The sequence below is a fragment of the Sphingobium chungbukense genome (assembly GCF_001005725.1).
In the GTDB taxonomy this organism is placed as follows: Bacteria; Pseudomonadota; Alphaproteobacteria; order Sphingomonadales; family Sphingomonadaceae; genus Sphingobium; species Sphingobium chungbukense.
Window position 1 is genome coordinate 558,001 of sequence record NZ_LBIC01000001.1, and the last position, 25,018, is coordinate 583,018.

General features: G+C 63.9%; 27 protein-coding genes. 7 read left to right on the plus strand and 20 right to left on the minus strand.

Annotation, left to right across the window (positions count from 1 at the left end):
* Nucleotides 1-90: 90 nt before the first annotated feature.
* Entirely contained in the window at nt 91-789 is a 699-nt protein-coding gene (locus YP76_RS02745) for a dienelactone hydrolase family protein (RefSeq protein ID WP_046762053.1), read from the plus strand.
* Between the two features lie 18 nt (nt 790-807).
* On the plus strand, nt 808-1,779 hold the full coding sequence (locus YP76_RS02750; RefSeq protein WP_232307422.1) for a quinone oxidoreductase family protein: 972 nt from the start codon (nt 808-810) through the stop codon (nt 1,777-1,779).
* 63 nt (nt 1,780-1,842) lie between these two features.
* Here YP76_RS02750 and YP76_RS02755 read toward each other — a convergent pair whose 3' ends face one another.
* The gene (locus YP76_RS02755; protein WP_046762054.1) at nt 1,843-2,568 is read right to left on the minus strand and encodes a YjbE family putative metal transport protein; all 726 of its coding nucleotides are present in this window, start codon (nt 2,566-2,568) and stop codon (nt 1,843-1,845) included.
* Nucleotides 2,569-2,691: 123 nt separating this feature from the next.
* Nucleotides 2,692-3,948: a transcription termination factor Rho gene (gene rho / locus YP76_RS02760; protein WP_007689303.1), complete on the minus strand. Its 1,257-nt coding sequence runs from the start codon at nt 3,946-3,948 to the stop codon at nt 2,692-2,694.
* 260 nt (nt 3,949-4,208) lie between these two features.
* On the opposite strand from rho, the gene YP76_RS02765 reads away from it, so the two are divergent.
* Nucleotides 4,209-5,165, plus strand: coding sequence for a retroviral-like aspartic protease family protein (locus YP76_RS02765; protein ID WP_046762055.1), 957 nt, complete (start codon nt 4,209-4,211; stop codon nt 5,163-5,165).
* A 61-nt stretch (nt 5,166-5,226) separates the two neighbouring features.
* Here YP76_RS02765 and YP76_RS02770 read toward each other — a convergent pair whose 3' ends face one another.
* The 6 genes from YP76_RS02770 to YP76_RS02795 all read right to left on the minus strand — a co-directional run bounded on the left by YP76_RS02770 (nt 5,227) and on the right by YP76_RS02795 (nt 12,519).
* Entirely contained in the window at nt 5,227-7,305 is a 2,079-nt protein-coding gene (locus YP76_RS02770) for a transglycosylase domain-containing protein (protein ID WP_046762056.1), read from the minus strand.
* Between the two features lie 110 nt (nt 7,306-7,415).
* The gene (gene msrB, locus YP76_RS02775) at nt 7,416-7,820 is read right to left on the minus strand and encodes a peptide-methionine (R)-S-oxide reductase MsrB (protein WP_046762057.1); all 405 of its coding nucleotides are present in this window, start codon (nt 7,818-7,820) and stop codon (nt 7,416-7,418) included.
* A 46-nt stretch (nt 7,821-7,866) separates the two neighbouring features.
* Nucleotides 7,867-8,904 (minus strand): DNA polymerase III subunit delta, encoded by a 1,038-nt coding sequence (gene holA, locus YP76_RS02780; protein WP_046762058.1) that lies wholly within the window; start codon nt 8,902-8,904, stop codon nt 7,867-7,869.
* Entirely contained in the window at nt 8,901-9,410 is a 510-nt protein-coding gene (gene lptE, locus YP76_RS02785; protein WP_046762059.1) for an LPS assembly lipoprotein LptE, read from the minus strand. The genes holA and lptE overlap by 4 nt, the downstream gene beginning before the upstream one ends.
* A 59-nt stretch (nt 9,411-9,469) precedes the next feature.
* Nucleotides 9,470-11,986, minus strand: a complete 2,517-nt coding sequence (gene leuS, locus YP76_RS02790; RefSeq protein WP_046762060.1) for a leucine--tRNA ligase — start codon at nt 11,984-11,986, stop codon at nt 9,470-9,472.
* 83 nt (nt 11,987-12,069) lie between these two features.
* Nucleotides 12,070-12,519 carry a DUF3576 domain-containing protein gene (locus YP76_RS02795; protein ID WP_046762588.1) on the minus strand — a complete coding sequence of 150 codons (450 nt, stop codon included), beginning with the start codon at nt 12,517-12,519 and terminating at the stop codon, nt 12,070-12,072.
* Nucleotides 12,520-12,758: 239 nt separating this feature from the next.
* Between YP76_RS02795 and YP76_RS02800 the strand changes: the two genes are divergently transcribed.
* The gene (locus tag YP76_RS02800; RefSeq protein ID WP_046762061.1) at nt 12,759-13,490 is read left to right on the plus strand and encodes a hypothetical protein; all 732 of its coding nucleotides are present in this window, start codon (nt 12,759-12,761) and stop codon (nt 13,488-13,490) included.
* A 181-nt stretch (nt 13,491-13,671) separates the two neighbouring features.
* On the opposite strand, the gene YP76_RS02805 is transcribed toward YP76_RS02800, so the two are convergent.
* On the minus strand, nt 13,672-14,235 hold the full coding sequence (locus YP76_RS02805) for a thiamine phosphate synthase (RefSeq protein WP_046762062.1): 564 nt from the start codon (nt 14,233-14,235) through the stop codon (nt 13,672-13,674).
* Nucleotides 14,236-14,257: 22 nt separating this feature from the next.
* Between YP76_RS02805 and YP76_RS02810 the strand changes: the two genes are divergently transcribed.
* Entirely contained in the window at nt 14,258-14,992 is a 735-nt protein-coding gene (locus YP76_RS02810; protein WP_046762589.1) for a YggS family pyridoxal phosphate-dependent enzyme, read from the plus strand.
* On the opposite strand, the gene YP76_RS02815 is transcribed toward YP76_RS02810, so the two are convergent.
* Nucleotides 14,970-17,747 carry a TonB-dependent receptor gene (locus YP76_RS02815; protein WP_046762063.1) on the minus strand — a complete coding sequence of 926 codons (2,778 nt, stop codon included), beginning with the start codon at nt 17,745-17,747 and terminating at the stop codon, nt 14,970-14,972. The genes YP76_RS02810 and YP76_RS02815 overlap by 23 nt on opposite strands.
* Nucleotides 17,748-17,928: 181 nt before the next feature.
* The gene (gene pdeM, locus YP76_RS02820) at nt 17,929-18,594 is read right to left on the minus strand and encodes a ligase-associated DNA damage response endonuclease PdeM (protein WP_046762064.1); all 666 of its coding nucleotides are present in this window, start codon (nt 18,592-18,594) and stop codon (nt 17,929-17,931) included.
* A gap of 64 nt (nt 18,595-18,658) precedes the next feature.
* On the opposite strand from pdeM, the gene trhO reads away from it, so the two are divergent.
* A complete protein-coding gene (gene trhO, locus YP76_RS02825) occupies nt 18,659-19,498 on the plus strand; it encodes an oxygen-dependent tRNA uridine(34) hydroxylase TrhO (protein ID WP_052757281.1) in 840 nt (279 codons plus the stop codon).
* Here the strand turns inward: trhO and YP76_RS02830 are convergent.
* Genes YP76_RS02830 through YP76_RS02845 form a run of 4 tightly spaced genes read right to left on the minus strand, consistent with a single transcriptional unit; the run spans nt 19,495 to nt 21,536 of the window.
* Nucleotides 19,495-19,755, minus strand: coding sequence for a hypothetical protein (locus tag YP76_RS02830; protein ID WP_046762065.1), 261 nt, complete (start codon nt 19,753-19,755; stop codon nt 19,495-19,497). The genes trhO and YP76_RS02830 overlap by 4 nt on opposite strands.
* Nucleotides 19,756-19,758: 3 nt before the next feature.
* The gene (locus YP76_RS02835; RefSeq protein WP_232307423.1) at nt 19,759-20,493 is read right to left on the minus strand and encodes a M48 family metallopeptidase; all 735 of its coding nucleotides are present in this window, start codon (nt 20,491-20,493) and stop codon (nt 19,759-19,761) included.
* Complete coding sequence (locus tag YP76_RS02840; protein WP_046762067.1) at nt 20,450-20,875, minus strand: YcgN family cysteine cluster protein; 426 nt, start codon at nt 20,873-20,875, stop codon at nt 20,450-20,452. Before YP76_RS02840 ends, YP76_RS02835 begins: the two co-directional genes overlap by 44 nt.
* 4 nt (nt 20,876-20,879) lie before the next feature.
* Entirely contained in the window at nt 20,880-21,536 is a 657-nt protein-coding gene (locus YP76_RS02845) for an SCO family protein (RefSeq protein ID WP_197707378.1), read from the minus strand.
* Nucleotides 21,537-21,607: 71 nt separating this feature from the next.
* Here YP76_RS02845 and YP76_RS02850 point away from each other — a divergent pair, with 71 nt between their 5' ends.
* Entirely contained in the window at nt 21,608-22,207 is a 600-nt protein-coding gene (locus YP76_RS02850; protein WP_046762592.1) for an ankyrin repeat domain-containing protein, read from the plus strand.
* 87 nt (nt 22,208-22,294) lie between these two features.
* Here the strand turns inward: YP76_RS02850 and YP76_RS02855 are convergent, their stop codons facing one another.
* The 5 genes from YP76_RS02855 to YP76_RS02875 all read right to left on the minus strand — a co-directional run bounded on the left by YP76_RS02855 (nt 22,295) and on the right by YP76_RS02875 (nt 24,997).
* Complete coding sequence (locus YP76_RS02855; protein WP_046762068.1) at nt 22,295-22,789, minus strand: MmcB family DNA repair protein; 495 nt, start codon at nt 22,787-22,789, stop codon at nt 22,295-22,297.
* Nucleotides 22,790-22,891: 102 nt separating this feature from the next.
* Nucleotides 22,892-23,539, minus strand: a complete 648-nt coding sequence (locus YP76_RS02860; RefSeq protein WP_046762069.1) for a cell wall hydrolase — start codon at nt 23,537-23,539, stop codon at nt 22,892-22,894.
* 178 nt (nt 23,540-23,717) lie between these two features.
* Nucleotides 23,718-24,071: a DUF1491 family protein gene (locus YP76_RS02865; protein ID WP_046762070.1), complete on the minus strand. Its 354-nt coding sequence runs from the start codon at nt 24,069-24,071 to the stop codon at nt 23,718-23,720.
* Nucleotides 24,061-24,570 carry a PaaI family thioesterase gene (locus YP76_RS02870; RefSeq protein ID WP_046762071.1) on the minus strand — a complete coding sequence of 170 codons (510 nt, stop codon included), beginning with the start codon at nt 24,568-24,570 and terminating at the stop codon, nt 24,061-24,063. Before YP76_RS02870 ends, YP76_RS02865 begins: the two co-directional genes overlap by 11 nt.
* Nucleotides 24,530-24,997: a PTS sugar transporter subunit IIA gene (locus tag YP76_RS02875; protein WP_046762072.1), complete on the minus strand. Its 468-nt coding sequence runs from the start codon at nt 24,995-24,997 to the stop codon at nt 24,530-24,532. The genes YP76_RS02870 and YP76_RS02875 overlap by 41 nt, the downstream gene beginning before the upstream one ends.
* Between the last annotated feature and the right edge of the window lie 21 nt (nt 24,998-25,018).

Consider the following 25,018-nt stretch of genomic DNA (forward strand, 5'->3'; position numbering starts at 1 on the left):
TTTTTTGACGGTGGACCGGCTTGCACTTGGCCCATCAAGCGCCATTATGCGGCCCATCACGGCTTTGTCGGAAAAGGAAAGGATCTCTCCATGGCAGCATTTGCACCCGTCTCCACTCTGGAAGGCGACGCCCGGTTCGACGTCTATATCGCCCGGCCAGAAGGGACGCCCAAGGCGGCCATCATCGTGATCCAGGAAATTTTCGGCGTGAATGAGGGCATCCGCCGCAAATGCGACAATTGGGCCAAGGCAGGCTATCTGGCGCTGGCACCCGATCTGTTCTGGCGGATCGAACCCCATATCGAGCTGGACGCGGACGTGCCCGAGCAACTGCAGCAGGCCTTCGGCCTTTTCGGCCAGTTCGATCAGGATCTGGGAATCCAGGATATCGAAGCGACGATCAAGGCTGCGCGCGCCGAACTGGGCGATGGCGGCAAGGTTGGTCTTACGGGCTATTGCCTGGGCGGACGGCTCGCCTTCATGTCGGCCTGCCGTACCGATGGCGATGCCTTTGTCGGCTATTATGGTGTCGGCATTGACGGGCTGCTGGGTGAACAGCATGCGATCGGCAAGCCGGTGATGCTGCACATCCCGACCGCCGACGGCTTCGTCTCGGCCGAGGTGCAACAGAAGATGCATGAGGGGCTGAAGGATAATCGCCACGTCACCCTGCATGACTATGAGGGGCTGGACCATGGTTTCGCCGCAGAAATGGGCAATCGCCGCAACGAGGAAGCTGCGCAACTGGCCGACCGGCGCACCGCCGATTTCTTCGCGGCCCATCTTTAGAACAAGGAAAATATCGCGATGACAGAGGCCTGGCGGATGGTGGCCCGGTCCCATGGCGGACCGGGGGTGATCACATGCGAGAATTTCGATCCGGGTGATCCGGGCGAAGGCGAGGTGCTGATCGAACAGCATGCCGTCGGCCTGAACTTCATCGACACCTATTATCGCAGCGGCCTCTATCACGCACCCTTGCCGATCCTGCTGGGGTCCGAGGGTGCAGGCCATGTCGTCGCCGTGGGACCGGGTGTGAGCCGCTTTGCCGTGGGTGACAAGGTCGGCTGTGTCAGCGGACTCGGCGCCTATGCCACGCATCGCATCGTGCCAGCTGACAAGGCCGTGAAGATTCCCGACGCCGTCAGCCTGGACGATGCCGCGGCCATCATGCTGAAGGGCATGACCGCCTGCTATCTTGCCGAGGACAGCATCGCATTGCAGGCGGGGCAGGTCGCGCTGGTGCATGCTGCGGCTGGCGGCGTCGGATCTGTGCTGGTCCCCTGGCTACGCGACAAGGGCGTTGTGGTGATCGCCCATTGTGGATCGGCGGAAAAGGCGGCCCTGGTCGAAGCAGATCATAGTCTGCATGGGCCGTTCGACAATTTGGCCGCAACCGTCCGGGAACTGACCGGCGGCAAGGGTGTGGATGTCGTCTATGACGGTGTGGGAAAGGATAGCTGGAGCGCATCGCTCGACTCGCTCAAGCGGCGCGGGCTGATGGTAAGCTATGGCAATGCGTCGGGTGCGGTGCCGCCGGTCAGCCTGCTCGACCTCAGCCGGGGCGGTTCGCTTTACGTCACGCGCCCCACCCTGTTCGACTATATCGCTACGCCAAGCGAACTCGATCATACGGCGGGACGATTGTTCGATCGCATGGCGCAGGGCGTGGTGAAGGCGGTGATCGGTCAGCGCTTTCCCCTGGCCGACGCAGGCCAAGCGCATCGGGCGCTGGAAGACCGGCAAACGGTGGGGACGACCCTGCTCATTCCGTCATGAAGCTGCCGTCCGCCTAACATGGAAAAGCGCGGCGGATGGCCGATCCGCCGCGCATCCGACGATTCAGACGAACAAGGTCAATATGCCGACCTGGTGATCGACAATGCCATCGTAGATCATCTTCACCGCCACATAGATGATGACCGCAAGGCCGAGATAGGCGATCCAGCGGAAGCGCTCGATATATTTGGCGATGATGTTCGCAGCGATGCCCATAAGGGCCACCGATAGAATAAGCCCGATGATGAGGATGCCCGGATGGTCCCGCGCCGCGCCGGCCACCGCCAGCACATTGTCGAGGCTCATCGACACGTCCGCCACCGCCACGGCCCAGGCCGCGCCCGCAAAGCTCTTGGCCGGGCGCAGGCCGGATATGTCGTCGTCGCTGGCATCGTCGGGCGTGTCCCCACCCCGCTTCGGATGCAATTCGCGCCACATCTTGAAGGCGACCCAGAGGAGCAGCAATCCGCCCGCCAGGATCAGGCCGACAATCTGCATCAATTGTGTCACCACCAGCGCGAAGGCGATACGCAGCACCAGCGCGGCGATGATGCCGATCATGATGACCTTCTTGCGCTGCTCCGCCGGCAATCCCGCTGCCAGCGCACCGACGACGATGGCATTGTCGCCGGCCAGCAGCACGTCGATCATCAAGACCTGACCGAAGGCGGCCAGCGCCGCAGGCGTCCCGATATTGCTGAAATCATTGACGATATGCGCCCAGATATCGCTGAGCGATCCGGGTCCCTGAATGGCCGCTGCGGCGGCGGTTGCGATGAGGTCGAGCATCACGGCCTGTTATTCCCCTGAACAATAATGGCCGCCAGACCGAAGTCTGACGGCCCGAAAAATCGTGGCGCTTGATGGTGCAGACCGGCTTGCGCCCTTTCAAGGCACAAACCGCTGCGCCGCTTACTGGTTCATCGAGTCGAAGAAATCCTCGTTGGTCTTGGAATCCTTCATCTTGTCGAGCAGGAATTCCATCGCGTCGACCGTGCCCATCTGCATCAGGATACGACGCAGCACCCACATCTTGGAAAGCTTGGCCTTGTCGACCAGCAATTCTTCCTTGCGGGTCCCGGACTTGCCGACGTCCAGCGCCGGGAAGATGCGCTTGTCCGCCACCTTGCGGTCCAGCACGATTTCCGAGTTGCCGGTGCCCTTGAACTCTTCGAAGATGACTTCATCCATGCGGCTGCCGGTGTCGATCAGCGCGGTCGCGATGATGGAGAGCGAACCGCCCTCCTCGATGTTGCGCGCCGCGCCGAAGAAGCGCTTGGGACGCTGGAGCGCGTTGGCGTCGACACCGCCGGTCAGCACCTTGCCCGACGACGGAACAACGGTGTTGTAGGCACGGCCGAGGCGCGTGATCGAATCGAGCAGGATCACCACATCCTTCTTGTGTTCCACGAGGCGCTTGGCCTTCTCGATCACCATTTCGGCGACCTGGACGTGGCGCTGCGCCGGTTCGTCGAAGGTCGAGGAAACGACCTCACCCTTCACGCTGCGCTGCATGTCGGTGACTTCTTCCGGACGCTCGTCGATCAGCAGGACGATCAGGAAGACTTCGGGATGATTGTCCGTGATCGCCTTGGCGATATTCTGGAGCAGAACGGTCTTGCCGGTACGCGGCGGCGCGACGATAAGGGCGCGCTGGCCCTTGCCCTGCGGCGAGACGATGTCGATGACGCGGGCCGACTTGTCCTTGACCGTGGGGTCGGTCGCATCGAGCGTCAGCTTCTGCGTCGGATAGAGCGGCGTCAGATTGTCGAAATTGACGCGGTGACGGACGACTTCCGGGTCATCGAAATTGACCGAGATGAGCTTGGTCAGCGCGAAATAGCGCTCGCCGTCCTTGGGCGCGCGGATTTCGCCTTCCACCGTGTCGCCGGTACGCAGGCCGAATTTGCGGACCTGGTTGGGCGAGACGTAGATGTCGTCGGGACCGGCCAGAAAATTCGCTTCCGGGCTGCGCAGGAAGCCGAAGCCATCGGGCAGCACCTCGATCGTGCCCTCGCCCATGATCTGCTCGCCATTGTCGGCCTCGACCTTGAGGATCGCGAACATCAGATCCTGCTTGCGCAGGGTCGATGCGCCTTCGACGCCCAGTTCTTCCGCCATGGTCACGAGTTCGGCGGGCGCTTTTTTCTTGAGATCCTTAAGGTGCATTCGTGTGGATTCCGATGGAATGAGAGACGAGAGAAGGGAGAGGTGGGAAGGCTGACCCGGCAAAAGACTCGGGAAGAACCCGCGCCGGACGGGCGGGATAGAATGTCTGGCGTTTAGCGATCTGCCCTAGCCCAAGTCAAGGTGGCTAAGCCATTTGGACCGGCAGAAAATTGCCGATATGCGCCCTGTCGCGAATGAAATGGGATGGGCGGAAAGCTGAGGCCCATGCTATAGTGGGCAAAATAAGGAAGGAAGAGGAGATGGGACGCTTACGCGCCGCTCTGGGCATCGCCGTCGCGATCGCCAGCCCTCCGCTCGCTGCGCAGGATCGCCCGGCGCCCGATTCCGATGAGCCGCCCGCAGTCGTCCGTACCGTCCCCAGTTCCGATACCCGCATCACCATTCCGATCCGGATCGACGGCAAGGGGCCGTGGAACTTCGTGGTCGACACCGGGTCGCAGCGGACCGTCATCGCCCGCGACCTCGCCGAACGGCTCGCGCTGCCGGTACGCGCGCGGGTGACCGTCATCAGCATGACCGGTCAGGCGGAGGTGAATACGGTCGCGGTGCCGCGTCTCGGCTTCGGTAAGACCGTGGTGGACGATATCGAGGCCCCCGTGCTGGAGGGCGAGAATATCGGTGCGCCGGGGCTGTTGGGACTGGACGGGTTGCACGCCAAGCGGCTGCTGCTCAATTTTCGGACGGGGCGAATGGAGATCAGCAACAGCAAACAGAGCTGGCGCGATCCCAACGCCATCATCGTCGAAGCACGGCGGCGCAAGGGTCAGTTGATCCTGCTCGATTCCGACGTGAACGGGACGAAGGTCAGCATCATACTCGATACCGGCACGTCGATCAGCGTCGGCAACATGGCGCTGATGAACAAGCTGGTGCGCAAGAGGAAGGCGCCGGCGCTGAACCTCGTGGCGCTGACCAGCGTGACGGGCGAGACGCTGGCCGGCCAACTCGGCCTGATCGACCGGGTGCGCATGGGCGGGGTGACGCTGAAGAACACGCCGGTGATGTTCGCCGATGCGCGGCCCTTCGCGGAACTGGACCTTCAGGACAAGCCAGCGCTGCTGCTCGGCATCGACGCGCTCAAGATCTTCGACCGGGTGGCCATCGATTTCGGGCGGGGGAAGGTCGACTTCCTGTTGCCCGATACCGGCCTGCTCGACCGCACACGCTTTGCCGCGACGCGGCGGCAGGCAGGTTAGCACCGGACATTTTGCTTCATGATATTGCATGCTCCTGCGGAGGCAGAAGCATGTTCCATTCCTAACGTTGCGGCGCCGGCTGCTGCCGGTTCCGGCCCAGCACATTGTCGATCCACTGCTGGTCCAGGCGCGGCGGTTGCGGCCGTTCGGCGGAACCGGGCGCCGTTTGCGCGCTGTCGTCCGGCTGCTGCTGATCGTCGCCGCTCTGCTGCGGCTGGCCACGCTCGATCGGCAGGCCGTTCTCATCGACCATCATGCCGCCATCGGCGCCGCTGTCGGGCTGGCCGTAATAGGCCTCCTCATCCGGTTCCAATTGCCATTCGGGCAACGTGACCTGGGTCTCGAACTGCTCGACCGGCCGGCTGGCGACGGCCACCTTCATATAGTCGGCAAAGGCATGGGCGGGCGCCCGCCCCCCCTGCAATACGCCCACCGCACGGGCATCGTCACGTCCCATCCAGACGCCGGTGGTGATGCCGCTGGAGAAACCCAGGAACCAGCCGTCCTTGTTGCTGCTGGTGGTGCCGGTCTTGCCCGCAACGGGGCGGCCGATCTGCGCCGCCCTGCCGGTGCCGGTGCTGACGGCGGTCTGCATCAGGTCGGTCATGCCCGCCGCGACCCAGGGCGCGACCAGCACGCGGCTGGTGTCATCCTGATGTTCGTAAAGGACGCGGCCGTCCGCGGTCGTGACCTTGGTGATGCCATAGGGCGTCACGGCCACGCCCTTGCGCGCGATCGAAGCGAAGGCACGGGTCATGTCGAGCAGCCGCACGTCGGACGTGCCGAGCACCATCGAGGGGTGGGTGTTGATCGGCGTGGTGATGCCGAAGCGCCGCGCCATGTCCGCCACAGTCGGGAAACCGACCTCCACCCCCAGTTTCGCCGCCACGGTGTTGACCGAATAGGCGAAGGCGGTGCGGATATCGATGTCGCCGGAAAAGCGCCCATTGCTGTTGCGCGGTTTCCAGCCGTTGATGTCGACCGCACTGTCGGTGACGCCGGTATCGGGGGTATAGCCCGCCTCCAGCGCCGCCATATAGACGAAGATCTTCCACGAAGACCCCGGCTGGCGCGTCGCCGTGGTGGCGCGATTGTAGTTGGAGGTCACATAGTCCAGCCCGCCGACCATCGCCCGCACCGCGCCGTCGCGGTCGAGCGACACCAGCGCGCCCTGCGTGCCCTTGGGCACATTGGCCTGGATCGCCGCGGTCGCCGCCTTCTGCATGGCGAGGTCGATGGTGGTGTAGACGTCCAGCGGCTCATTGGGTTCGTCGACCAGCGTATCGAGCTGCGGCAGCGCCCAGTCGGTGAAATAGCGCACGCTGTTCTGCGGCGGCTCGGGCGCCATCTTCACGTCCTGAAGATTCGTGCCGGCACGCTCCGCCGCGCTGATCGCGCCATTTTCCTGCATCAGTTCCAGCACCACGCCCGCACGGCCAATGGCCGCTTCCTTGTCGGCGGTGGGTGAATAGCTGGACGGCGCCTTCACCAGCCCCGCGATGATCGCGGCTTCGGGAAGATTGAGGCTGGTCGCGGGGTGGCCGAAGAATTTGCGGCTGGCGGCATCGATGCCATAGGCGCCACCGCCGAAATAAACCTTGTTCAAATAGAGTTCGAGGATCTGCCGCTTGGAGAATTTGCGTTCCAGCGCCAGCGCCAGCACCATTTCCCGAACCTTGCGGCCCCAGCTATAGCTGTTGTTGAGGAAGATGTTGCGCGTCACCTGCTGGGTGATGGTGGAGGCGCCCTGCCACCGACGGCCGGTGCCGCGCCGTTCCAGCGCCACCCAGGCGGCACGCGCCATGCCGACCGGATCGACGCCGGGATGCAGATAATAGCGCTTGTCCTCGGTCGAGACCATGGCGTCGACCATGACGGTCGGAATCTGCTCATAGCGCATCCACAGGCCATAACTCGGCCCCAGCGTGACGATGACGCTTCCGTCCGCCGCATGGACCCGGATCATCTGCCCATTGGGCGAGGATTTCAGCGATTCATAGTCAGGCAGCGACTGATAAGCGATGACCACCGCCACCACGAGCGCGATGACGGCGCTGACGATGCCGACCAGACCGATCTTGAGGCCCCGTATCAGCCACTTCTTCACCCTGCCTCGCGGTTCGCTGCCTGATCGTGCCATGGTTCGCCCGGATATGCGCTATGTTGAATGGCGGCCAGTGGAAAAGCGGTGCAGGCCGCACAAAAAGGAAGGCCTCTCAAGAGAAGCCACGCTTTACAGGCGATGAACGATTATTCAACGTCGTCGCGCGATTTGAAATCGAGCGACGCACTGTTCATGCAATAGCGCAGGCCGTTGACCCCCGGCCCATCGGGAAAGACATGCCCCAGATGCCCGCCGCAATTCGAACAGCGCACTTCGGTACGGATCATGCCATGGCTGGTGTCGCGGATTTCGTCGACCGCATCGATGTCGACCGGTGCGGTGAAGCTGGGCCAGCCCGATCCGCTGTCATATTTCTCTTCCGCGTCGAACAGCTCCGTGCCGCAACCCGCGCAGAAATACAGGCCGTCCGCCTTGTTGCTGTTATATTTGCCGGTGAACGCCCGCTCCGTGCCGCCCTCCCGCAGGACATGATATTGTTCGGGGGAAAGGCGATCGCGCCATTCGGCATCGGTCAGGTTGAGCTTGTCCATGGGCGGCAATATGGCGACGGCTTGTCGTGCGATCAAGCGATTAGGCTTATCGCTCCCGCGCCGCCTGCCGGGCAATGGCCAGCAATTCGTGGCGGACCATCAGATCGCCCAGCCCCCGGCCCGACCGGCTGGCGCGCTCCGCCTGGGCGAGCCGCTGGATGACGCGGGCGATGCCGATGGCGTCCCATATGCGGACCTGACGGGTGACGACGCCCTTCTCCTTCCAGAAGACCGCCTTGCCCGCTGCCTCGACCGCGCCCTCCAGCCGTCCACTGTCATCGAAATCGGCGCGGATATTGGCGAGCAGCATGGCGCGGGTCAGCAATGGACGCAGGACCGCCGCCATCGCCGTCCCCGCCTCCGCCAGGCGGCCCAGTTCCCGGTGCATGCCGCGCAGATCGCCGCCCAGCACCGCGTTTACCAGCGGCACGGCATCGGAATCGGGATTGTCGGCGGACAGGGCGTCCAGCGCTTCCTCGGTCGCCTCGCGCGGCCGGTCGGGGGCGGCGTCGAGATAGAGGATCAGCTTCTCCACCTCCCCCGCCATCAGCGTGCGGTCGCCATTGGTGAGGTCGGCGATGCGCCGCCCAAGGTCGGACGACAGGCGCAGGCCCCCTTCCCGCGCGATCGCGACGGCGATCTGCTCTGCCTCCCGCGCATCGGGCTGGTAGGAGGCGAAGGCCATCGTCTGCTTGTGGTCGAGCGCAAGTTTCAGCAGCTTGGACGTGCCCTTGAGCGCCCCGGCGATGGCGATGACGGGATTGCCCGCCACCTCCGCCTCCAGCAGCGCGGTCACGGCGGGGAGAGATTCCTCGCCCATGCCGTTGATGCGAATCCACCGCTTGTCCCCGAACATGGAAAAGGATGCGGCCTCGTCCGCCAGCCGCGCCGGATCGTCGCGCAGCGTCGGCGGGTCAAGGTCGATCCGCTCCGCCTCCGGCCCCATGGCACGCTCCAGGCGCTTGGCAAGTGTGGCGCTGCCCGCTTCGTCGGGGCCGTAAAGCAGGAAGAAACGGCAATCGGCGGCCGATCCCTGGCCCGCTGCGTCGAGCGCCTTCTCGATCTGGCCGCGATTGGCCTTCAACGCGCCTTTTCCCGCGTCTGTTGCCCTTGGGCGAACAGCGCCAGCCGGTTGACGATCTGATCCGCGACCGTTTGCGACAGACGTTCGAGCGCCGTATCTTCCGCGGCGATGGTCGCATATTCGCTGGAGACGACGTCGATGCCGACATCCGATCCGGCGGTGTCGTCCAATATCTGTGCGCCGGTGGTGGAATCGATCAATTGATAACGGGCGCGCAAAGTCCGCCGCTCGCGGGTGACGGCGGCGTCGGAACGCAGACCGAAGCCGCTGATATTGTCGTCCAGCTTCACCACCAGCTTATAGCCCGGCCCATTGCCGCTCATCGCCGACAGCCGGTCATTCAACGCATTGCGCACCAGCCAGCCGCCCTTGCCCTCGATCGGTTGCACCTCGACCGCGCCCAACGCGCGCGCGACGGCGCCATGGCTGCCCCCGCCATAGACGGGGCGGAGGCCGCAGGCGGAGAGGGACAGGGCGACGAGGAACAGGGGGACAGCGCGTTTCATCGACCAACCTCTAGCCGTTCGGGCCGCCCTTCGACAAGCTCAGGGCGAACGGTTCCTCGCTAGATGACAAGATTCACCAGACGATCCGGCACCACAATGATCTTTTTCGGCGTGGCCCCGTCCAGCGTCCGCACCACATTGGGTGCGGCGAGGGCAAGGCGTTCCAGTTCGTCCTTGGCCGTGCCCTTGGGAACGGTGATGGTGTCGCGCAGCTTGCCCATGACCTGGCAGGCGATGGTCACTTCATCCTCCACCAGCAAGGCCGGGTCGACGTCAGGCCAGGCGGCTTCCGCGACCAGACCCTGCTCACCCATGTCCGCCCAGGCCTCTTCGGCCAGATGCGGGGTCATCGGCGCGACCAGCAGCGCCAGCGCCCGGACCGCCGCACTGCGGCTGGCCGATGGCTTGGCCTTTTCGACCGCGTTGGTGAGTTCGTAGATCTTCGCCACCGCCTTGTTGAAGGACAGCGCCTCTATGTCCCTGGCGACGCCGTCGATGGTCTGGTGCAGCTTGCGGTCGAGGCTTTTGTCCTGCCCTTCCGCGGCCTTGTCGGCCTCGCCGAACAGCCTCCACAGGCGGTTGACGAAACGCCAGGAGCCTTCGATACCGGCTTCGGTCCAAGGCAGGTCGCGTTCCGGCGGGCTATCCGACAGCATGAACCAGCGTACCGCGTCCGCGCCATATTGGGCGATGATGTCATCGGGATCGACGACATTCTTCTTGGACTTGGACATTTTCTCGACCCGGCCGACCGTCACCGGCGCGCCGGTTCCGATCATCACCACCTTGTCACCCTGGCGCTCCACATCCTGCGGGGCGAGCCAGGCGCCCTCGGGCGACTTATAGGTTTCGTGCGTCACCATGCCCTGGGTGAAAAGGCCGGTGAAGGGTTCTGCAAAGCCGATCTGACCCATATGCTGGAGCGCGCGGGTCCAGAAACGGGCATAGAGGAGATGCAGGATCGCATGTTCCACGCCGCCGATATACTGGCCGACAGGCAGCCATTTCTCGACCGTCTCGCGGTCGAAAGGCTTGTCCTTGGGCTGGCTGGCGAAGCGGATGAAATACCAGCTTGAATCCGCGAAGGTGTCCAAAGTGTCGGTTTCGCGCTGCGCCGCCTTGCCGCATTTCGGACAATCGACATGCTTCCACGTCGGATGGCGGTCCAGCGGATTGCCGGGAATGTCGAAACTGACATCTTCCGGCAGCACGACGGGAAGCTGCTCCTTGGGCACGCCCACGGCGCCGCAATCGTCGCAGTGGATGACCGGGATCGGCGTGCCCCAATAGCGTTGGCGCGACACGCCCCAGTCGCGCAGGCGGAAGACGGTGCTGCCGGTGCCCCAACCGCCGGTTTCGGCACGACGGATGACTTCGGCCTTGGCCTCTTCCACGCCAAGCCCGTCGAGGAAGTCCGAATTCACCAGCTTGCCGGGGCCGGTATAGGCCTCCTCGCCGATACCCTTGTCCTCGTCGCCCTCGGCAGCGACGACCCGCTCCACGGCAAGCATATATTTGCGCGCGAAGTCGAGGTCGCGCTGGTCATGGCCCGGAACCGCCATGACGGCGCCGGTGCCATAGTCCATCAGCACGAAATTGGCGACGAACAGCGGCAGCTTGCGTCCGGTGAAAGGATGGATCACCGACAGGCCGGTGTCGTAGCCCTTCTTCTCCTGCGTCTCGATCTCGGCCGCGGCGGTGCCGGTCTGGCGGCACTCGTCGGCGAAGGCGTGCAGTGCAGCATCCTTTTCGGCCAGCGCCAGCGCGATCGGATGATCCGCCGCGATCGCCGCGAAGCTCGCACCGAAAATCGTATCGGGACGGGTGGAGAAAACTTCCAGTTCGCCGATCTCGCCGACCGGCGTGTCCAGCGTGAAACGGAATTGCAGGCCGACCGACTTGCCGATCCAGTTTTCCTGCATCAGCTTCACCTTGTCGGGCCACTGGTCGAGCGTCTTGAGGCCGCCCAGCAGGTCGTCGGCGAACTGGGTGATCTTGAGGAACCACTGGCTGAGCTTGCGCTTCTCGACCAGCGCGCCGGAACGCCAGCCCCGGCCGTCGATCACCTGCTCGTTCGCCAGCACGGTCATGTCGACCGGGTCCCAGTTGACCGCCGATTCCTTGCGGTAGACGAGGCCCGCTTCCAGCATGTCAAGGAACAGCGCCTGCTCATGGCCGTAATAATCCGGCTCGCAGGTTGCCAGCTCACGGCTCCAGTCGAGCGCGAACCCCAGTTTCTTGAGCTGCGCCCGCATGGTCGCGATATTGGAACGGGTCCAGCCGCCCGGATGCACATTCTTTTCCATCGCGGCATTTTCCGCCGGCATGCCGAATGCGTCCCAGCCCATCGGGTGAAGCACTTCATGTCCCGTCATCCGGCGGAAACGCGCCAGCACGTCGCCCATCGAATAGTTGCGCACATGGCCGATATGGATGCGTCCGGACGGATAGGGGAACATCTCCAGCACATAGCTGCGTGGGCGGTCGCTGCTATCGGACGCCTTGAACGTCTGCTTCTCGTCCCAGACGGCCTGCCAGCGGGCATCGGCCTCAAGTGGGTTGAAGCGCCTTTGCATGGATTGGTCCTCAAAAATGCATTCGGGCCGAGCTTTTGTGAAGCCCAGCCCCGTTGTTTCAACAAAATCGACGGAAAGGGGCTTTAGCCTGCAATCGCCATGCGGCGCAGATCGCGGGCCTTGGTCAGGATGATCTCTTCCAGCTTCTGCACGGTCGCGGCCTGCACCGGGGCGTCGACCCACTGGCCACCCTGGCTGACCTGACGGCTGGCGGCGACACGCAACGCATCGGCACGCAGGTCCTGATCGAGGATCGAGACGGTCAGCTTCATCCGTTCGTTGGGGCTGTTCGGATTGGCATACCAGTCGGTGACGATCACGCCGCCGTTCGAATCCGTCTGCACCATCGGCATGAAGGACAGGGTGTCGAGGCTCGCCCGCCACAGATAGGCGTTGACGCCGATGGTCGTGACCTTGGACGCGGCGAGATCCGCCTTGGGACGTTCCCTGGCCCCGCCACCGCAGGCGGCGAGCGGCAAAACAGCAGCCAGCAGCAGACCGGCGGAAAGGGGCGTGGAAAGGCGGCGGACCATCATGACTGTCCCATCAAACAAGAAAAACGCCTCGCTTCTATAGAGAAGCCGCGCCAATCGGCAAGGGGGAGTCGGGCGCACGCCAAGGAAGGCCCGTCACGGTTCGTCGCGGCGGCGAACGGGTCCTGTGTGTTCCGTGCAACAGCTCAGACAAAATAGTGGCGGCACTCTACCAATTTCAGAGTCTTGGATGTAGAAGAATCCACAGAAAACTAGTCGGTGGGGAAGAGACTCGTAACATGCGCCTGAAAAGGGGACATATAGCATTGGTGGGCTCGGCCGTCGCCGTCGCCGGCTTCGTGCTGTCTCCTGCCATCGGCGCGGCGACCGATCTCGTCCGGATGCGCGCTGACATTCCCGTTTCGCTCGGCGCGCTGGGCAGCATCTCCTCCTTCACGCCCACGACCAAGGATCCCCGCCTGGCTGCTGCCTATGCGAAGATCGTAGCGTCGGCGGGGCGCCAGAATTTCCGGTTCACCCCGACCAGCGGTTCGCTGAGCGGCCAGCGCTCCGTCACCGTGATGGTCCGCGCGGCCGATCTCAATGATCGCGTCGCTGTCACCCGGACGCTGGACCCGCTGAATATCGCGCCGGTCGCCTTCAGCCTGAACAGCGCGCATAACTGGCGCAAATTCGCATTGCCCGAGGCCGTCGGCCGCAAGGAACTGGACCCGGTTCCGGTCGAAATGGCGGGCGCCAGGAATTTCTCGCTGGATCAGGACAGCAAGAAGGACCGCTTCAGCACCAAGGTGCTGATCGAAAGCCGTCGCGAACCGGCTGCTACCCTTCGCAATCCCAATGCGGACAAGGATTATTCGCTGGATCTGGCCAGTTCCTATTCGCTGACGCGTAACCTGAACGTCACCGCCGGCATCCGCTATAATAACAGCTTCGCTGGCCGACTGACGCCAATGACCGACGACCGCCAGGATGCGCAGGCCGTCTATCTGGGCACGATCTTCAAATTCTAGGGAATTGAGGACCGTCAGGGTTCCGTTCGCTGGCCGGATTTAGTCTGGCCAGGAAACTGCGCTGTTCCCGTCACCCCGGTCCCGCTTTCTTCCGAAGCAGCGCCAGACCAAGGCAGCGGGACGCCGGATCAAGTCCGGGGCGACGAAAGGAAAGGGTCCGCTTCCCACCTAGACCCTACTATCAGCGCGATTCGATCGACAGGCCATCGATTGCGGCCCAGCCGAAGGCGCCAATGCCCTTCAGCATCTGCCGATGCGTCGCGCGAACACCGCCCAACGCCATGACCGGCACAGGCGACAGCCGCGCCAGCGCCGCGAATCCCGCCTGCCCCAGCCATTTCTTCCCCGGATGCGAGCGCGTCGGAAATAACGGCGAGACAAAGATGAAATCCGCGCCGCCCCGCAAAGCTGCCTGCAATTCCCGCCTGTCATGCACCGGCATGCTGCGGAGGAGCGGGCGCGGACTCCTGCGCCTGTCGCGTCCATGCCAGCCGTCCGCCCGCCAGGCAGCCGCTTCCGCTGCGGTTCCGCCCAGCATCAATGTCAGACGGCGGCGGCGGGCGATGGAAGCCAGGCGATCGAACAAGGCCCTCCGTCCGACCCCGTCCGTGCCATAGTGGCGCAGCACTATTCCCGCCCGGCCCTTCGGCAAGCGCCGCGCCGCGGCCAACAGCGCCTCCTCCCCCACACGCTCATCGGTCATCAACCAGATGGTCGGCAATTTTTTGCGGTGGCGGGCCTTCATGAGCCTGCCTATAGCAGCCGCCATGACGACCGACACCATCGAAGCTGCCGAACGGCTGGCCGTTGTGCGCGAGACCATGAACCGCGCCGCGCGCCTGACCGGCCGCACCGCCGACGACATCATCCTGATCGCCGTGTCCAAGACGCAGGACGTCGACGCCATCCGGCCGCTGATCGCGGCGGGTCAGCGCGTCTTCGGGGAAAACCGCGTGCAGGAAGCGCAAGGCAAATGGCCCGCCATGCGCGAAGAATCCGCCGATCTGTCGCTGCATCTGGTCGGCCAGCTCCAGTCCAACAAGGCGGCCGACGCCGTCGCCCTGTTCGACGTCATCCATTCGCTCGACCGACCGTCGCTGCTGACCGCGCTCGCGCGGGCGATGGATGCGGCCGGACGCCGTATCCCCTGCTATATCCAGGTCAATATCGGCGCGGAGGAGCAGAAAGGCGGTTGCGCCATTGCCGACACGCCCGCCCTTATCCAGGCGGCCCGCGACGCCGATATCCCGCTGCTCGGCCTGATGTGCGTGCCGCCCGCCGGGATCGAGCCCGCGCCCTTCTTCGCGCTGCTTGCGAAAATGGCGCGTGAGGAAGGGCTTGCGCGCCTCTCCATGGGCATGTCGGGCGATTATGAAACCGCCATCATGCTCGGCGCGACCGACATTCGCGTCGGCACCGCCCTGTTCGGCGAACGCCCGGCCGCCGCTCGCCCGGTTCCGGCGAGCGGCAGGGGCATGATCAGAAACTCCCGCGCAACGTGATGCCGTAGGTGCGGGGATCACCCAGATAGGCGGAGATCAACTGGTTCGCCATGACATTGCCCGGCCGCCCGAACTGACCGATGGAGGATTGGTCGGGGCTGCTCGACTGAAGCGGGCTGCTGAAGGCGACCTGGGTATAATCCTGGTTGAAGATATTCTGGCCCCAGAATTCGACTGCCCAGCGCTGCTGCGGCCCACGGATGCCGACGCGGGCGTTGAACACCGCATAGCCGTCCTGCCGCTTTTCCGGGAACAGGTCGGAGCCGGTGTTGAAGTCGCTGCTCATGCGCCCGTCGACATAGAAGAGCGCCGACAGGCCGTTGCTGCCCAATGACGGCGTCCAGGATGCGCTGACCGTCGTCACGACCTCCGGCGCCTGGGAGTTGATCGATCCCGGCAGCAGGAACAGCGCCGGATCGAGCGGCACCGCCCCATTGCCGCTGCCGACCAGCCGGTTGGCGAATTTGGCGCGCGCATAGGTGAAGCCGCCGGCGAAGCGGACGTTGCGCACCGGCGTTGCCGACAGTTCCAGCTCCACGCCCTGGCTGATCAGGCCCGGCCCCACGTCACCGCTGGCGCAGGTCCGCGCCGTCGTCAGCGCGCTGTCGCAGCCGTTGATGTTCTGGACGACGAAGCTTGTGCCGTTGAAGGTGTTCAACTGGAAATCCTTGAACTCCTGTCGGAAGACGGCGATGTTCGCGCTCCATTTGGGCTGCGCATATTTCAAGCCCACTTCGAACGCGTCGACCTTCTCCGCGGCGAAGCGCAGGCTGGTCACGTCGGCATCGCTGCGCGGCGCGAACACGGCGGGCACCGGATTGAGGCCGGTCGATCCCAGTTGGAAGCGGTCCAGATTATAGCCGCCGGCCTTGTAGCCCTTCGAATAGCTGCCATAGACCATCAGTTCGTCGACCGGCTTCCACGACAGGACGGCGGTGCCGGAGAATTGGCCGTCGCTCATCTTGTCATTCAGATTGAGCGCACTGAGCCCCGTCGAACCGTTGCCAAGGCAACCCAGAGTCAGAATGCCCCCTGCCAGCGCCGCCGCCCGTCCGAACAAGGGCTGGCCCGTCGCGGGATTGATGGTCGTCGCGATCTCGTACAGGTCGTTCGTCGCGCCGGGGGTTCTGGCCTGAAGCAGCGGGCAGATGCCGTTGTCGTTGTTGAGGTCCGCGCTGAACCGTTTGGTCTCATGCGTGTAGCGCAGGCCCAGCGTCAGATCGAGCCTGCTGGTCAGATGGACGATATTATGGGTGAACAGCGCCCAGTTCTCGCTCTTCTGGAAATAGCGGCTGTCGACATCGCCCACCGTGCCGGCGCTGCCAATGCTCGCCAACCGGGTGAGATTTCCCGTCAGGATCGGCACGAGCGGCGAAGGAAGGCCGCCATTGACAAGCGCCTGGCCAAGGCCGGCCAATCCCTGAGGCGACGCGCAATTGGGCGCCAGCGCCAACAGCGCCGAGGGTTGGGCGTCCGCGCCCGCCATCAAGCGGCACGCCGCGAACCGGCCATAATCGGCGCCGAAGCGGATATTATCCTCCAGCGTCAGCTTCTCATGCGCATAATAGCCACCGACCAGCCAGTCGAGCACGCCGTTGAAGGCCGAACCCTGCGCCCTCAATTCCTGGGTGAAGGTCCTGAACTGGCGATAGGTGTTGGGATCGCGATAGAGCAGGTCGGCGCCGCTATAGTCGTAATCGCCGTAATCCTGGCTCTTATAATCGCGATAGGCGGTGATGCTGGTCAGCTTGGCGCCGCCCAGATCATAGTTGATCTCGCCCGAAACGCCCCAATCCTTGAGCTTGCTCACATAATCGCGGCCGGGCGTGATGGTGAGGTCGCGATCATAGGGATCGGCGGGGAAGACGCTGCCCTGCCGGGACAGGATGGTGACGATGCGGTTGGACGGCGCGGTCCTGTAGCCCCCGCCCGCCAGCGGCAGTCGTTCGCGCGTCTCGATATAGGCGGCGCCGCAGCAGCTTTCGTCGCGATGGGTATAATCCCCGATCAGGCGGATGGAGAGCGCGTCATTCGGCTCGAACAGCGCCTGGCCGCGCAGAAAATAACGGTCGCGGTCATTGGTGTCCCCAACCTTCTTTCCGGTCGTATCGATCAGGTCATAGAAGCCGTCCCGCTTCGACCAGACGCCGTCCAGGCTGAGCGCCAACTGGTCGCTGACCGGCCCGGTGATGCGGCCCGCCAGACGCCAATAATCATAATTGCCATAGGTGATCTCGGCCTTGCCCGCGAGCTTGAACTCCGGCGCCTTGCTGATGATGTTGATGAGGCCGGCCGAAGCGTTGCGGCCGAACAGCGTGCCCTGCGGCCCGCGCAGTACCTCGACCCGCTCGATCTCGCCCAGTTCGTTGAGGCCTGCGCCGGTGCGTGAGCGGTAAACCCCGTCGATGAACACCGCGACCGAGCTTTCCAGCCCCGGATTGTCGCCCACCGTGCCGATGCCGCGAATACGCGCCGATGCGTTGGCTTCCGTGCCCGTCGAGGACAGCAGAAGCGATGGCGCCAGTTGGTTCAGCGACCGGATGTCGGTGGCGCCGCTATTCTGCATCGCCTGCGCGGTGACCGCGGACACGGCGATCGGCACGTCCGACAAGGGACTGGCTCGCCGGGTGGCGGTGACGATGATCGTGGCGTTGTCCGGTTCAACGGCGGCGCCGCTGTCCTGCGCCCATGCAGCCGGAATGTTGCCCAATGCGACCATGCCGGCGGATATCAGCCAAAAGCTCTTCCCCTTCATATTATGCTCCTCTCCTCATCCGCACGATTTTCTCCACGCGTCGGACATGGGCGAATAATGCGGATATGGCATCACGAAGGCAAGATAGTCCTGTATTTTCGGATGTTTAACCGCCAATCGTGCCACGATTCTCATGACCTGTTACCTAGCAGCAACAGCTTAAATTAGCGTTTCCGTAGGGTCATTTCGGATTCAGTGGAAAACGCAGCAGCCGGTCCGCAACCGGCACCATCGCCATGGCGTCAGGACCCATGACCCGCCTGATTTCCCCATGCCCAGCATCAAGCCCGCCCGTCAGTGCGCCGAGTGCCGGCAGGATCAGCTTGGTTCGCGATCCCACGAAGCAACGCCGCGACACATGCCGCCCCCGCAGAGACAGGCGGAATTTGGGATGGAAATGGCCTGAAATCTCTGGGCTAGGATCGGCCGGATCAGCCTCATGCCGCAACCGGATGCCCTCCACCTGCATGTCCGTGCAGCGCCTGCCGCCCGGGGTTTCCGCCAGGGCCACGTCATGATTGCCGGTGATCCACACCCAGTCCAGCCGGCCGGTCAATATCCCAAGGCGCGCGCGCGCCTCCGCATCGAGCCGAGCCGCTCCATCGGCGTCATGGAAACTGTCCCCGAGCGACCAGACCGCCCGCGCGCCGGTCCGGTCGACCAATGCCTCGATCATGTCCATCGTTGCGTGGCTGTCGAGCGGTGGCAGGAACTGGCCGAAACGCGCGAACCAGCTCGCCTTTTCGAAATGCAGGTCCGCCACCAGCAGCGCGCCCTGCGCCGGCCAGAACAGCGCGGCTTCGGGCAAAGCCAGAAACTCATGACCGGCGAACGAAAGGGGAACCATCGCCCGGCTATGCCCCCTTGGCTCCCCGCTTTCAAGTGGGCAGGCAAAGCGCTATGGGGCAGGCATGGCCGCTCCCTTCACCATTGCCGCGCTTTACCGCTTTGCTTCCTTTCCCGATCCGGACGCGATCGCGCGCGATCTGCGCCTGCTCTGTGCGGAGCTGCAAACCCGCGGCACGCTGATCGTCGCGGGCGAAGGAATCAACGGCACTGTCGCCGGAAGCGAAGCGGGCATCGCGGCGCTGGTGACGCATATCCGCGCCTTGCCGGGCTGCGCAGATCTCGACGTCAAATATGCCGTTAGCGAAGAGGCGCCCTTCGCCCGGATGAAGGTGAAGGTGAAGGCGGAGATCGTGACCCTGGGCGCGGGCGATCTCGATCCCGCCAACCGGGCGGGCACCTATCTCGATCCGGCGGACTGGAACGACCTGATAGCGGACCCCGACACGGTGATCATCGACACCCGCAACGCCTATGAAGTGTCGGTCGGCAGTTTCGAAGGCGCGATCGATCCAGAAACGCGGTCGTTCCGCGATTTCCCTGCCTGGTTCGACGATTTTGCCGAAAAACTGCGCGAGGAGGGCCGCGAACCTCGCATCGCCATGTTCTGCACCGGCGGCATACGCTGCGAAAAATCGACCGCGCTGGTGCGTGCCCGCGGCTTTGACGAGGTCTATCATCTGCGCGGCGGCATATTGCGCTATCTGGAGGAAATGCCCGAAGCAGACAGCCTATGGCAGGGCGATTGCTATGTCTTCGACGAGCGGGTGGCGGTGGGCCATGGGTTGAAACCGAGCGATTACCTCACTTGCCGCGCCTGCGGCCTGCCCCATGCCCGCACGGTCGCGCATGATTGTCCCGCAGGAGCGACGGGCGCCTGGCCGCACAGGGGCCGGGAAGATTAGAGCGGGGTCTCGACCAGTTCCGCTATCTCGAACGCATAGCTTTTCCATCCGCGCATCCGGGCGCCCTCCGCCGCCGCGCCTCGTTTCCTTTTCGCCTCGGCCAGCGAACGGGTATGGCCCCAGAAGACTTCCGTCCTGCCATTTTCCAGTTCGGCAACGATCCGCCAATAATGGGTGAAGGGGTCGGCCGTCGGTCCGATGGTCTTCACATAACCGTCCGACATGGTGGCCGTCAGATAGCGCCTCTTCCTGCCCATGGCTCAGCCCGCAAAACGATGCAACGCCGTTCCATGGGCGCGCAGCCAGGCCCGCGCCGGACGCGGGTCCGCGCCCAAAATCCGCTTGTGTGCCGCATGAAAGGCGGGGCTGTGATCCATATGCAGCAGATGCGCCAGTTCATGCGCGACGGTCGCCCGGCGGACCTCCGGCGGGCAGAGGATCAGCCGCCAGCTATAACGGATCACGCCGCTGGAAGCGCAGCTAGCCCAGCGGCTGCGCGGATCACCGATACCGACCGATGCCACGGTCAGCCCATTGTCGCGTGCCATGGCATGGCTTTCTGTTTCCAGCACCGCCTTCGCCCGCATCCGGAGCCAGCGCAGCACGCGCGGTGCCACTGATTCCACCGCCCCGCCCAGCAGCAGCCGATCTTCCTCCAACCGGATCGTGCGGGACGCTCCTTCGATCCAACCGATGCGCACTTCCCTTCCCTCCAGCGGGAAGACGGCGCCGTCGCCCAGCATCACGCGCGCCGGTTGCCGCGCCAATTGCGATCGGACCCAGCCTTCATGCTCCTGCGCCCAGCCGAGCGCCCGCTGCAGATTCGCCCGTGTCGGCAACGACAGCCTGAGTTCCCCGCGCGCATGGTCGAGCGACAGCCGATAGGCCTTCGCCCGCGCCGACCGGCGGACCCGCACCGGGACGGCAACGCCGTCGATCAGGATCTCCGGGTCAAAGTTCTCGATCGACAAGGTGATTTTCCCAATCGCCCGCATCCGCCTCGGCAATGGTCCAGCCGCGCACGGACTCCCTGGCTCGATGCACCGCTTCCCGGTCGCCGCAGATCAGATAATGCCATTCCGGCAGCGGCTTGCCCTCACCCCGCAGCCGATAGGCGCAGGTACGCGGCAACCAGCTTATCGTCCTCACCTTGGCTGGCGTCAGGCGCACGCAGTCAGGCACGAAGCGCCGCCGTTCCTTGTAATTGGTGCATTGCCCGCTGTGCCGGTCAAGCAGCCGACAGGCGACATTGGTGGGATAGATGCGCCCCGTATCCTCATCTTCGGCCTTGTGCAGGCAACATTTGCCGCAGCCGTCGCACAGCGCTTCCCATTCGGCGCGGTCAAGCTTGTCGAGGGGCTTTTCCCAGAAGTCCAAACCGTCACTTCACCCATTTTTCGAGGAAGGCCGTCACCTTGGCGGGATCGCCCTCATCGGCATCCGGCGTCCCCGGATCATCCACCGGCACCAGCGCGACCGGCGCGCCGTCGGCATCGAACAGATAAGGCGTACGGCTGTGACTGACCAGATAGCCGCTCGCCCCTTCCGCCTTTTCCTTGTTGTAGAGCACGACGAAATCCTTCGCCACCTTGGCGATCTCGTCAGGCGTGCCGGTCAGGCCGATCAGGCGAGGGTGGAACGCCGCGACATAGGTCTTGAGGACGGCGGGCGTGTCGCGCTCCGGATCGACGCTGATGAAGATCGGCTGGACCTTGGCGGCCAGGGCCGGCTTATCCTTCTCGAACTTCGCAAAACCCTGCGCGATGCGTTGCAGATCGACGGGGCAGACATCCGGGCAATAGGTATAGCCGAAATAGACGAGCCGGTATTTGCCCTTGAAATCCTCCCATCGGACCTTCTTTCCGTCCTGATCGGTCAGGGTGAAGGGCGCGCCGATGCTTGCCCCGTGCAGATCGCCCTGAACGCTCCCTTCCCCGCTTGATGCATTGCCGCCCGGCCCCATATTACAGGCGGCCAGCAGGGCGATCAGCGGCAGGACGAGCGAAATCAGAGCTTTGTTCATGGCGCCGCCAGCCATGCCCTGCTATGGCCCGATTTGCAAATCCCAACGGGGCTATGGACAAAATGACAGGATGTTTTCCGGCTTGGATGGGCGTTGGCCGCGCCGCCGCTCTGGCCCTGGCGCTGCTGTCGCCGGTCGCGGCCCAGGCGCAGTTTTCGGACAATTACAATTTTCTGAAGGCGGTCAAGGATGCCGACGGGCAGAAGGTGACCGACCTCATCCAGAAGCCCGGCTCCACCGTCATCAACAGCCGCGACGTCACCACGGGCGACACCGCGCTGCACCTGGTCGTCGCCCGGCGCGACAATACATGGCTGACCTTTTTGCTGGCCAAGGGCGCCAATCCGAACCTGACCGACAATAACGGCAATACCCCGCTGATGGATGCGGTGCAGGCCCGTTTCGAGGAAGGAGCGCGCAGCCTGCTCACCTATAATGCCCAGGTCGACAAGGCCAATGGCAGCGGTGAAACCCCGCTGATCCGCGCGGTGCAGCTCCGCGATGTCGGGCTCGTCCGTCTGCTGGTGGCGCAGGGCGCCAATCCCGAAAAACGCGATTCGATCGCTGGTATGTCGGCACGGGACTATGCAGAACGCGATTCCCGCACGCCGGGGCTGGTGGAGGCGCTGAGCGCGGCCAAGACCGTGACTGCGCCCAAGGGCCCGGTACAGGGGCCAATATTCTGATTTCGGCCCGTTTCTGACCTTGCCAATCGCGTCACGCCGGATCAAGTCGGGGGTGACGTGCAATGGAAATGCCCGCCCTCACCCGCGCTACCAGCCCAGTTCCGCCGCATGATCCGGGTCTGTTATCGCCGTCAGCCGCCGCGCCGCGCGCCTGGCGAAGCGCAGCGTTTCCGCCTTGCGCCGCGCGGCGGCCAACGGTTCCATAGGCGCCGGCCGTACCAATTCGGCGTCATATTGATCCGCGACGATCAACCCCGTCCGTCCCGGCCATAGCGCTTCGCTTTCAAACAGCGACAGGTCGAAACCCGACGGCACTGCCCAGAAATAGCGGTCGCAATAGTCGAAATAATCCGGCCATTTCATGTCGCCGAGCAAGTCGGCGCGGCTGCACTTGATTTCCACGATGGTGATCCGCCCCGCCCCATCCAGCGCCATGATGTCGGCACGCCGGCCATTGGGCAGCGGCACTTCCAAAATCCCGCTCATGTCGTGCCGGAAGAACAGGCGCAGCGTGCCTCGCGCCACGGCCAGCGCCGTGCCGTCGGTCAAGGGTGAGCAACTGTCGGAAAGATCGGATTCCATTCCCGGTTCTTAGAACAGGAAGGGAACAAAAGAAAAGGGCCGATTCGGCAGACAACCGAACCGGCCCTTCTTCACCCCCTTCGCGCCTGGCGCGAAAGCGTGTCAGCGATAAAAGATATGATTGTCAATCGCGGCGAGCTGGCGCTTGCCCCAGCCCGGCGAAACGCGCCGCGCGTGGAAATAGAGCGCGCCCTCAGCCTTGCTGTCCCAGCTATCGTCCATCGCGATCTGGGCGATGGCGACGGCTTCGCGCCAGCTTTCGCTACCCAGCCGGATCGACGGCATACCATTGCCGCGCACGAAGCTGAACTGACCCGGCTGGTAGACGACGCCGCACAGGCTATCGGCGAAGCGGCCGGATTTGGCACGATTGATGATGACGCGGGCAACGGCCAACTGGCCTTCAAGGCTTTCGCCCTTGGATTCGAAATAAACGGCGCCGGCCAGGCACTTCATGTCGCCTGCGACATCCTCAGGGGCGCCTTGCGCATCCACGAGGGCAGCGAGATTGTCTGCCTTCACATCGTCGCTGTTGGAAAGAGGGGCCAGCGGCTGCGCGATCTCGCGCGGCGCGGCAAAAGTGACGGCAGGCTTGACGCCGGCCGGAGCTGCATTGAGCTCAGTGATCCCCGGAAGGGACGTGACCGATGGAGCAGCTTCTGAAGCGCTCGACATGTCGGCCGCAGTGACCGCCGCGGTGGCGGAAAGGGCAAATGCCGCGATGATCGCAGCCTTGAGACGGAAACTCATTATAACTCAAAATCGTGCGGTTCTTGGCCGGGGACGTCAAAAAACCCCAAAATACACCGACGCCCGGCCGCCCCCCGTCTGCGTGTTTACCCGCATCCGCCCCCCATGGACGAAATCGGCAACCTGCGCGTTGAAAGCGTCGGAGGCCTGTGCCCGCGCGCGGAAAGTGAGTCAACGGTTAACAGATCGTTTCAGCGGCGAACCGTTCCGCATCCGCGATATCAAGCTCTATGACCCACAGATCGGGGTCCGAACGTCGCCGGCGCGCAAGATATTGCGCCATGGCCTCAGCGCCCTTTTCCGGCTCCGGACCGCAACGGGTGAGGCTATAGCCGCCCGCAAAGTCAGAAACGCGCTCGAAGAGGCCGAGTTCCCGTCCTTTTTCAAGCGCTTGAATCAGGATCGAACCGCTGATTTCATCGCCCTTGACGAGTATCGTGATAAAGCCGCCCTCCGCGGCGCTGCGCCGCAGCAGAATGCCGACCAGCATCGCGCTGGTCAGCCGAGCGCCGGTCGGTCGGTCAGGCGGCATAGCCCGGCAGCGAAGAGAGCGGGAATTGCGACCGCATGAAAGTACCAGTGCCGCGCCCGACCTCCTCGCCATCCGCAGCGATCAGGCTGGCTTCGGCCACATAGACCCGCCGCTTGCCGCTAATCCATCGCCCTTCGGCCCGGATGCGACCGGGTCCGATCGGCCGGGTGAACAGCAGGTTGAAGCTGGTCGTCAATAGGAACCGGTCGCTGACCAGACTGTTGGCGGCATAGAAGGCCGCATCGTCCAGCATCTTGAAATAAACGGTGCCATGTACCGCGCCGGCAGCATGAAATTGCGTTTCATCCACGTCGAAATGGATGACCGATCGACCTTCTTCCGGAATGGTCAGTTCCGACCGGAACAGCAGGTTGATCGGCGCCGATCGATAGAGTTTCTCCAACGCCCGGAAATGCGCCGCCTCACCGCTGGGCGAGGAGCCACCGTCAGGCCCGGGATCAAGCTGCGTCACGCGCCTCGCCACCCGCCAGCAAGGCATGGAGCGCCGCGGTCGACTTGGCACCGCGCAGACGCGCCACCTGGCCTTCGTCGCGCAGATAGCGGGACACGCGAGCCAGGGTCTTCAAATGCTCCGCCCCGGAGTCGATCGGCGAAAGCAGGGCGAAGACGATATCCACCGGCGTTTCGTCGACTGCGTCGAAGGCCACTGCCGGATCAAGCAGTACGACCACGCCGCACATCTTCTGGAGATCGGGAATCTTGGCATGGGGAATCGCGACACCGCCGCCGAATCCCGTCGAACCCAGCTTTTCGCGATCGGTCAGCGCCTCTGCGACCAGATCGGCGTCAAGGCCGTAGGCTTTCGCCGCAAGCGCCGCAACCTTCTGAAACAATTGCTTCTTGCCGTTCACGGAAAGGGCCGTGCCCAATGCATCCGGTGCGACGATATCGTTGAAATGAACCATGCCGTATCCCAGCCGAGCCGC

Bases quoted from the DNA above. Each gene is read 5' to 3' on its own strand.
- YP76_RS02745 (WP_046762053.1), top strand. From the start codon at position 91: ATGGCAGCATTTGCACCCGTCTCCACTCTGGAAGGCGACGCCCGGTTC.
- YP76_RS02750 (WP_232307422.1), top strand. From the start codon at position 808: ATGACAGAGGCCTGGCGGATGGTGGCCCGGTCCCATGGCGGACCGGGG.
- YP76_RS02755 (WP_046762054.1), bottom strand. From the start codon at position 2,568: ATGCTCGACCTCATCGCAACCGCCGCCGCAGCGGCCATTCAGGGACCC.
- rho (WP_007689303.1), bottom strand. From the start codon at position 3,948: ATGCACCTTAAGGATCTCAAGAAAAAAGCGCCCGCCGAACTCGTGACC.
- YP76_RS02765 (WP_046762055.1), top strand. From the start codon at position 4,209: ATGGGACGCTTACGCGCCGCTCTGGGCATCGCCGTCGCGATCGCCAGC.
- YP76_RS02770 (WP_046762056.1), bottom strand. From the start codon at position 7,305: ATGGCACGATCAGGCAGCGAACCGCGAGGCAGGGTGAAGAAGTGGCTG.
- msrB (WP_046762057.1), bottom strand. From the start codon at position 7,820: ATGGACAAGCTCAACCTGACCGATGCCGAATGGCGCGATCGCCTTTCC.
- lptE (WP_046762059.1), bottom strand. From the start codon at position 9,410: ATGAAACGCGCTGTCCCCCTGTTCCTCGTCGCCCTGTCCCTCTCCGCC.
- leuS (WP_046762060.1), bottom strand. From the start codon at position 11,986: ATGCAAAGGCGCTTCAACCCACTTGAGGCCGATGCCCGCTGGCAGGCC.
- YP76_RS02795 (WP_046762588.1), bottom strand. From the start codon at position 12,519: ATGGTCCGCCGCCTTTCCACGCCCCTTTCCGCCGGTCTGCTGCTGGCT.
- YP76_RS02800 (WP_046762061.1), top strand. From the start codon at position 12,759: ATGCGCCTGAAAAGGGGACATATAGCATTGGTGGGCTCGGCCGTCGCC.
- YP76_RS02805 (WP_046762062.1), bottom strand. From the start codon at position 14,235: ATGAAGGCCCGCCACCGCAAAAAATTGCCGACCATCTGGTTGATGACC.
- YP76_RS02810 (WP_046762589.1), top strand. From the start codon at position 14,258: ATGACGACCGACACCATCGAAGCTGCCGAACGGCTGGCCGTTGTGCGC.
- YP76_RS02815 (WP_046762063.1), bottom strand. From the start codon at position 17,747: ATGAAGGGGAAGAGCTTTTGGCTGATATCCGCCGGCATGGTCGCATTG.
- pdeM (WP_046762064.1), bottom strand. From the start codon at position 18,594: ATGGTTCCCCTTTCGTTCGCCGGTCATGAGTTTCTGGCTTTGCCCGAA.
- trhO (WP_052757281.1), top strand. From the start codon at position 18,659: ATGGCCGCTCCCTTCACCATTGCCGCGCTTTACCGCTTTGCTTCCTTT.
- YP76_RS02830 (WP_046762065.1), bottom strand. From the start codon at position 19,755: ATGGGCAGGAAGAGGCGCTATCTGACGGCCACCATGTCGGACGGTTAT.
- YP76_RS02835 (WP_232307423.1), bottom strand. From the start codon at position 20,493: ATGCGGGCGATTGGGAAAATCACCTTGTCGATCGAGAACTTTGACCCG.
- YP76_RS02845 (WP_197707378.1), bottom strand. From the start codon at position 21,536: ATGGCTGGCGGCGCCATGAACAAAGCTCTGATTTCGCTCGTCCTGCCG.
- YP76_RS02850 (WP_046762592.1), top strand. From the start codon at position 21,608: ATGGGCGTTGGCCGCGCCGCCGCTCTGGCCCTGGCGCTGCTGTCGCCG.
- YP76_RS02855 (WP_046762068.1), bottom strand. From the start codon at position 22,789: ATGGAATCCGATCTTTCCGACAGTTGCTCACCCTTGACCGACGGCACG.
- YP76_RS02860 (WP_046762069.1), bottom strand. From the start codon at position 23,539: ATGAGTTTCCGTCTCAAGGCTGCGATCATCGCGGCATTTGCCCTTTCC.
- YP76_RS02865 (WP_046762070.1), bottom strand. From the start codon at position 24,071: ATGCCGCCTGACCGACCGACCGGCGCTCGGCTGACCAGCGCGATGCTG.
- YP76_RS02870 (WP_046762071.1), bottom strand. From the start codon at position 24,570: ATGCCTTGCTGGCGGGTGGCGAGGCGCGTGACGCAGCTTGATCCCGGG.
- YP76_RS02875 (WP_046762072.1), bottom strand. From the start codon at position 24,997: ATGGTTCATTTCAACGATATCGTCGCACCGGATGCATTGGGCACGGCC.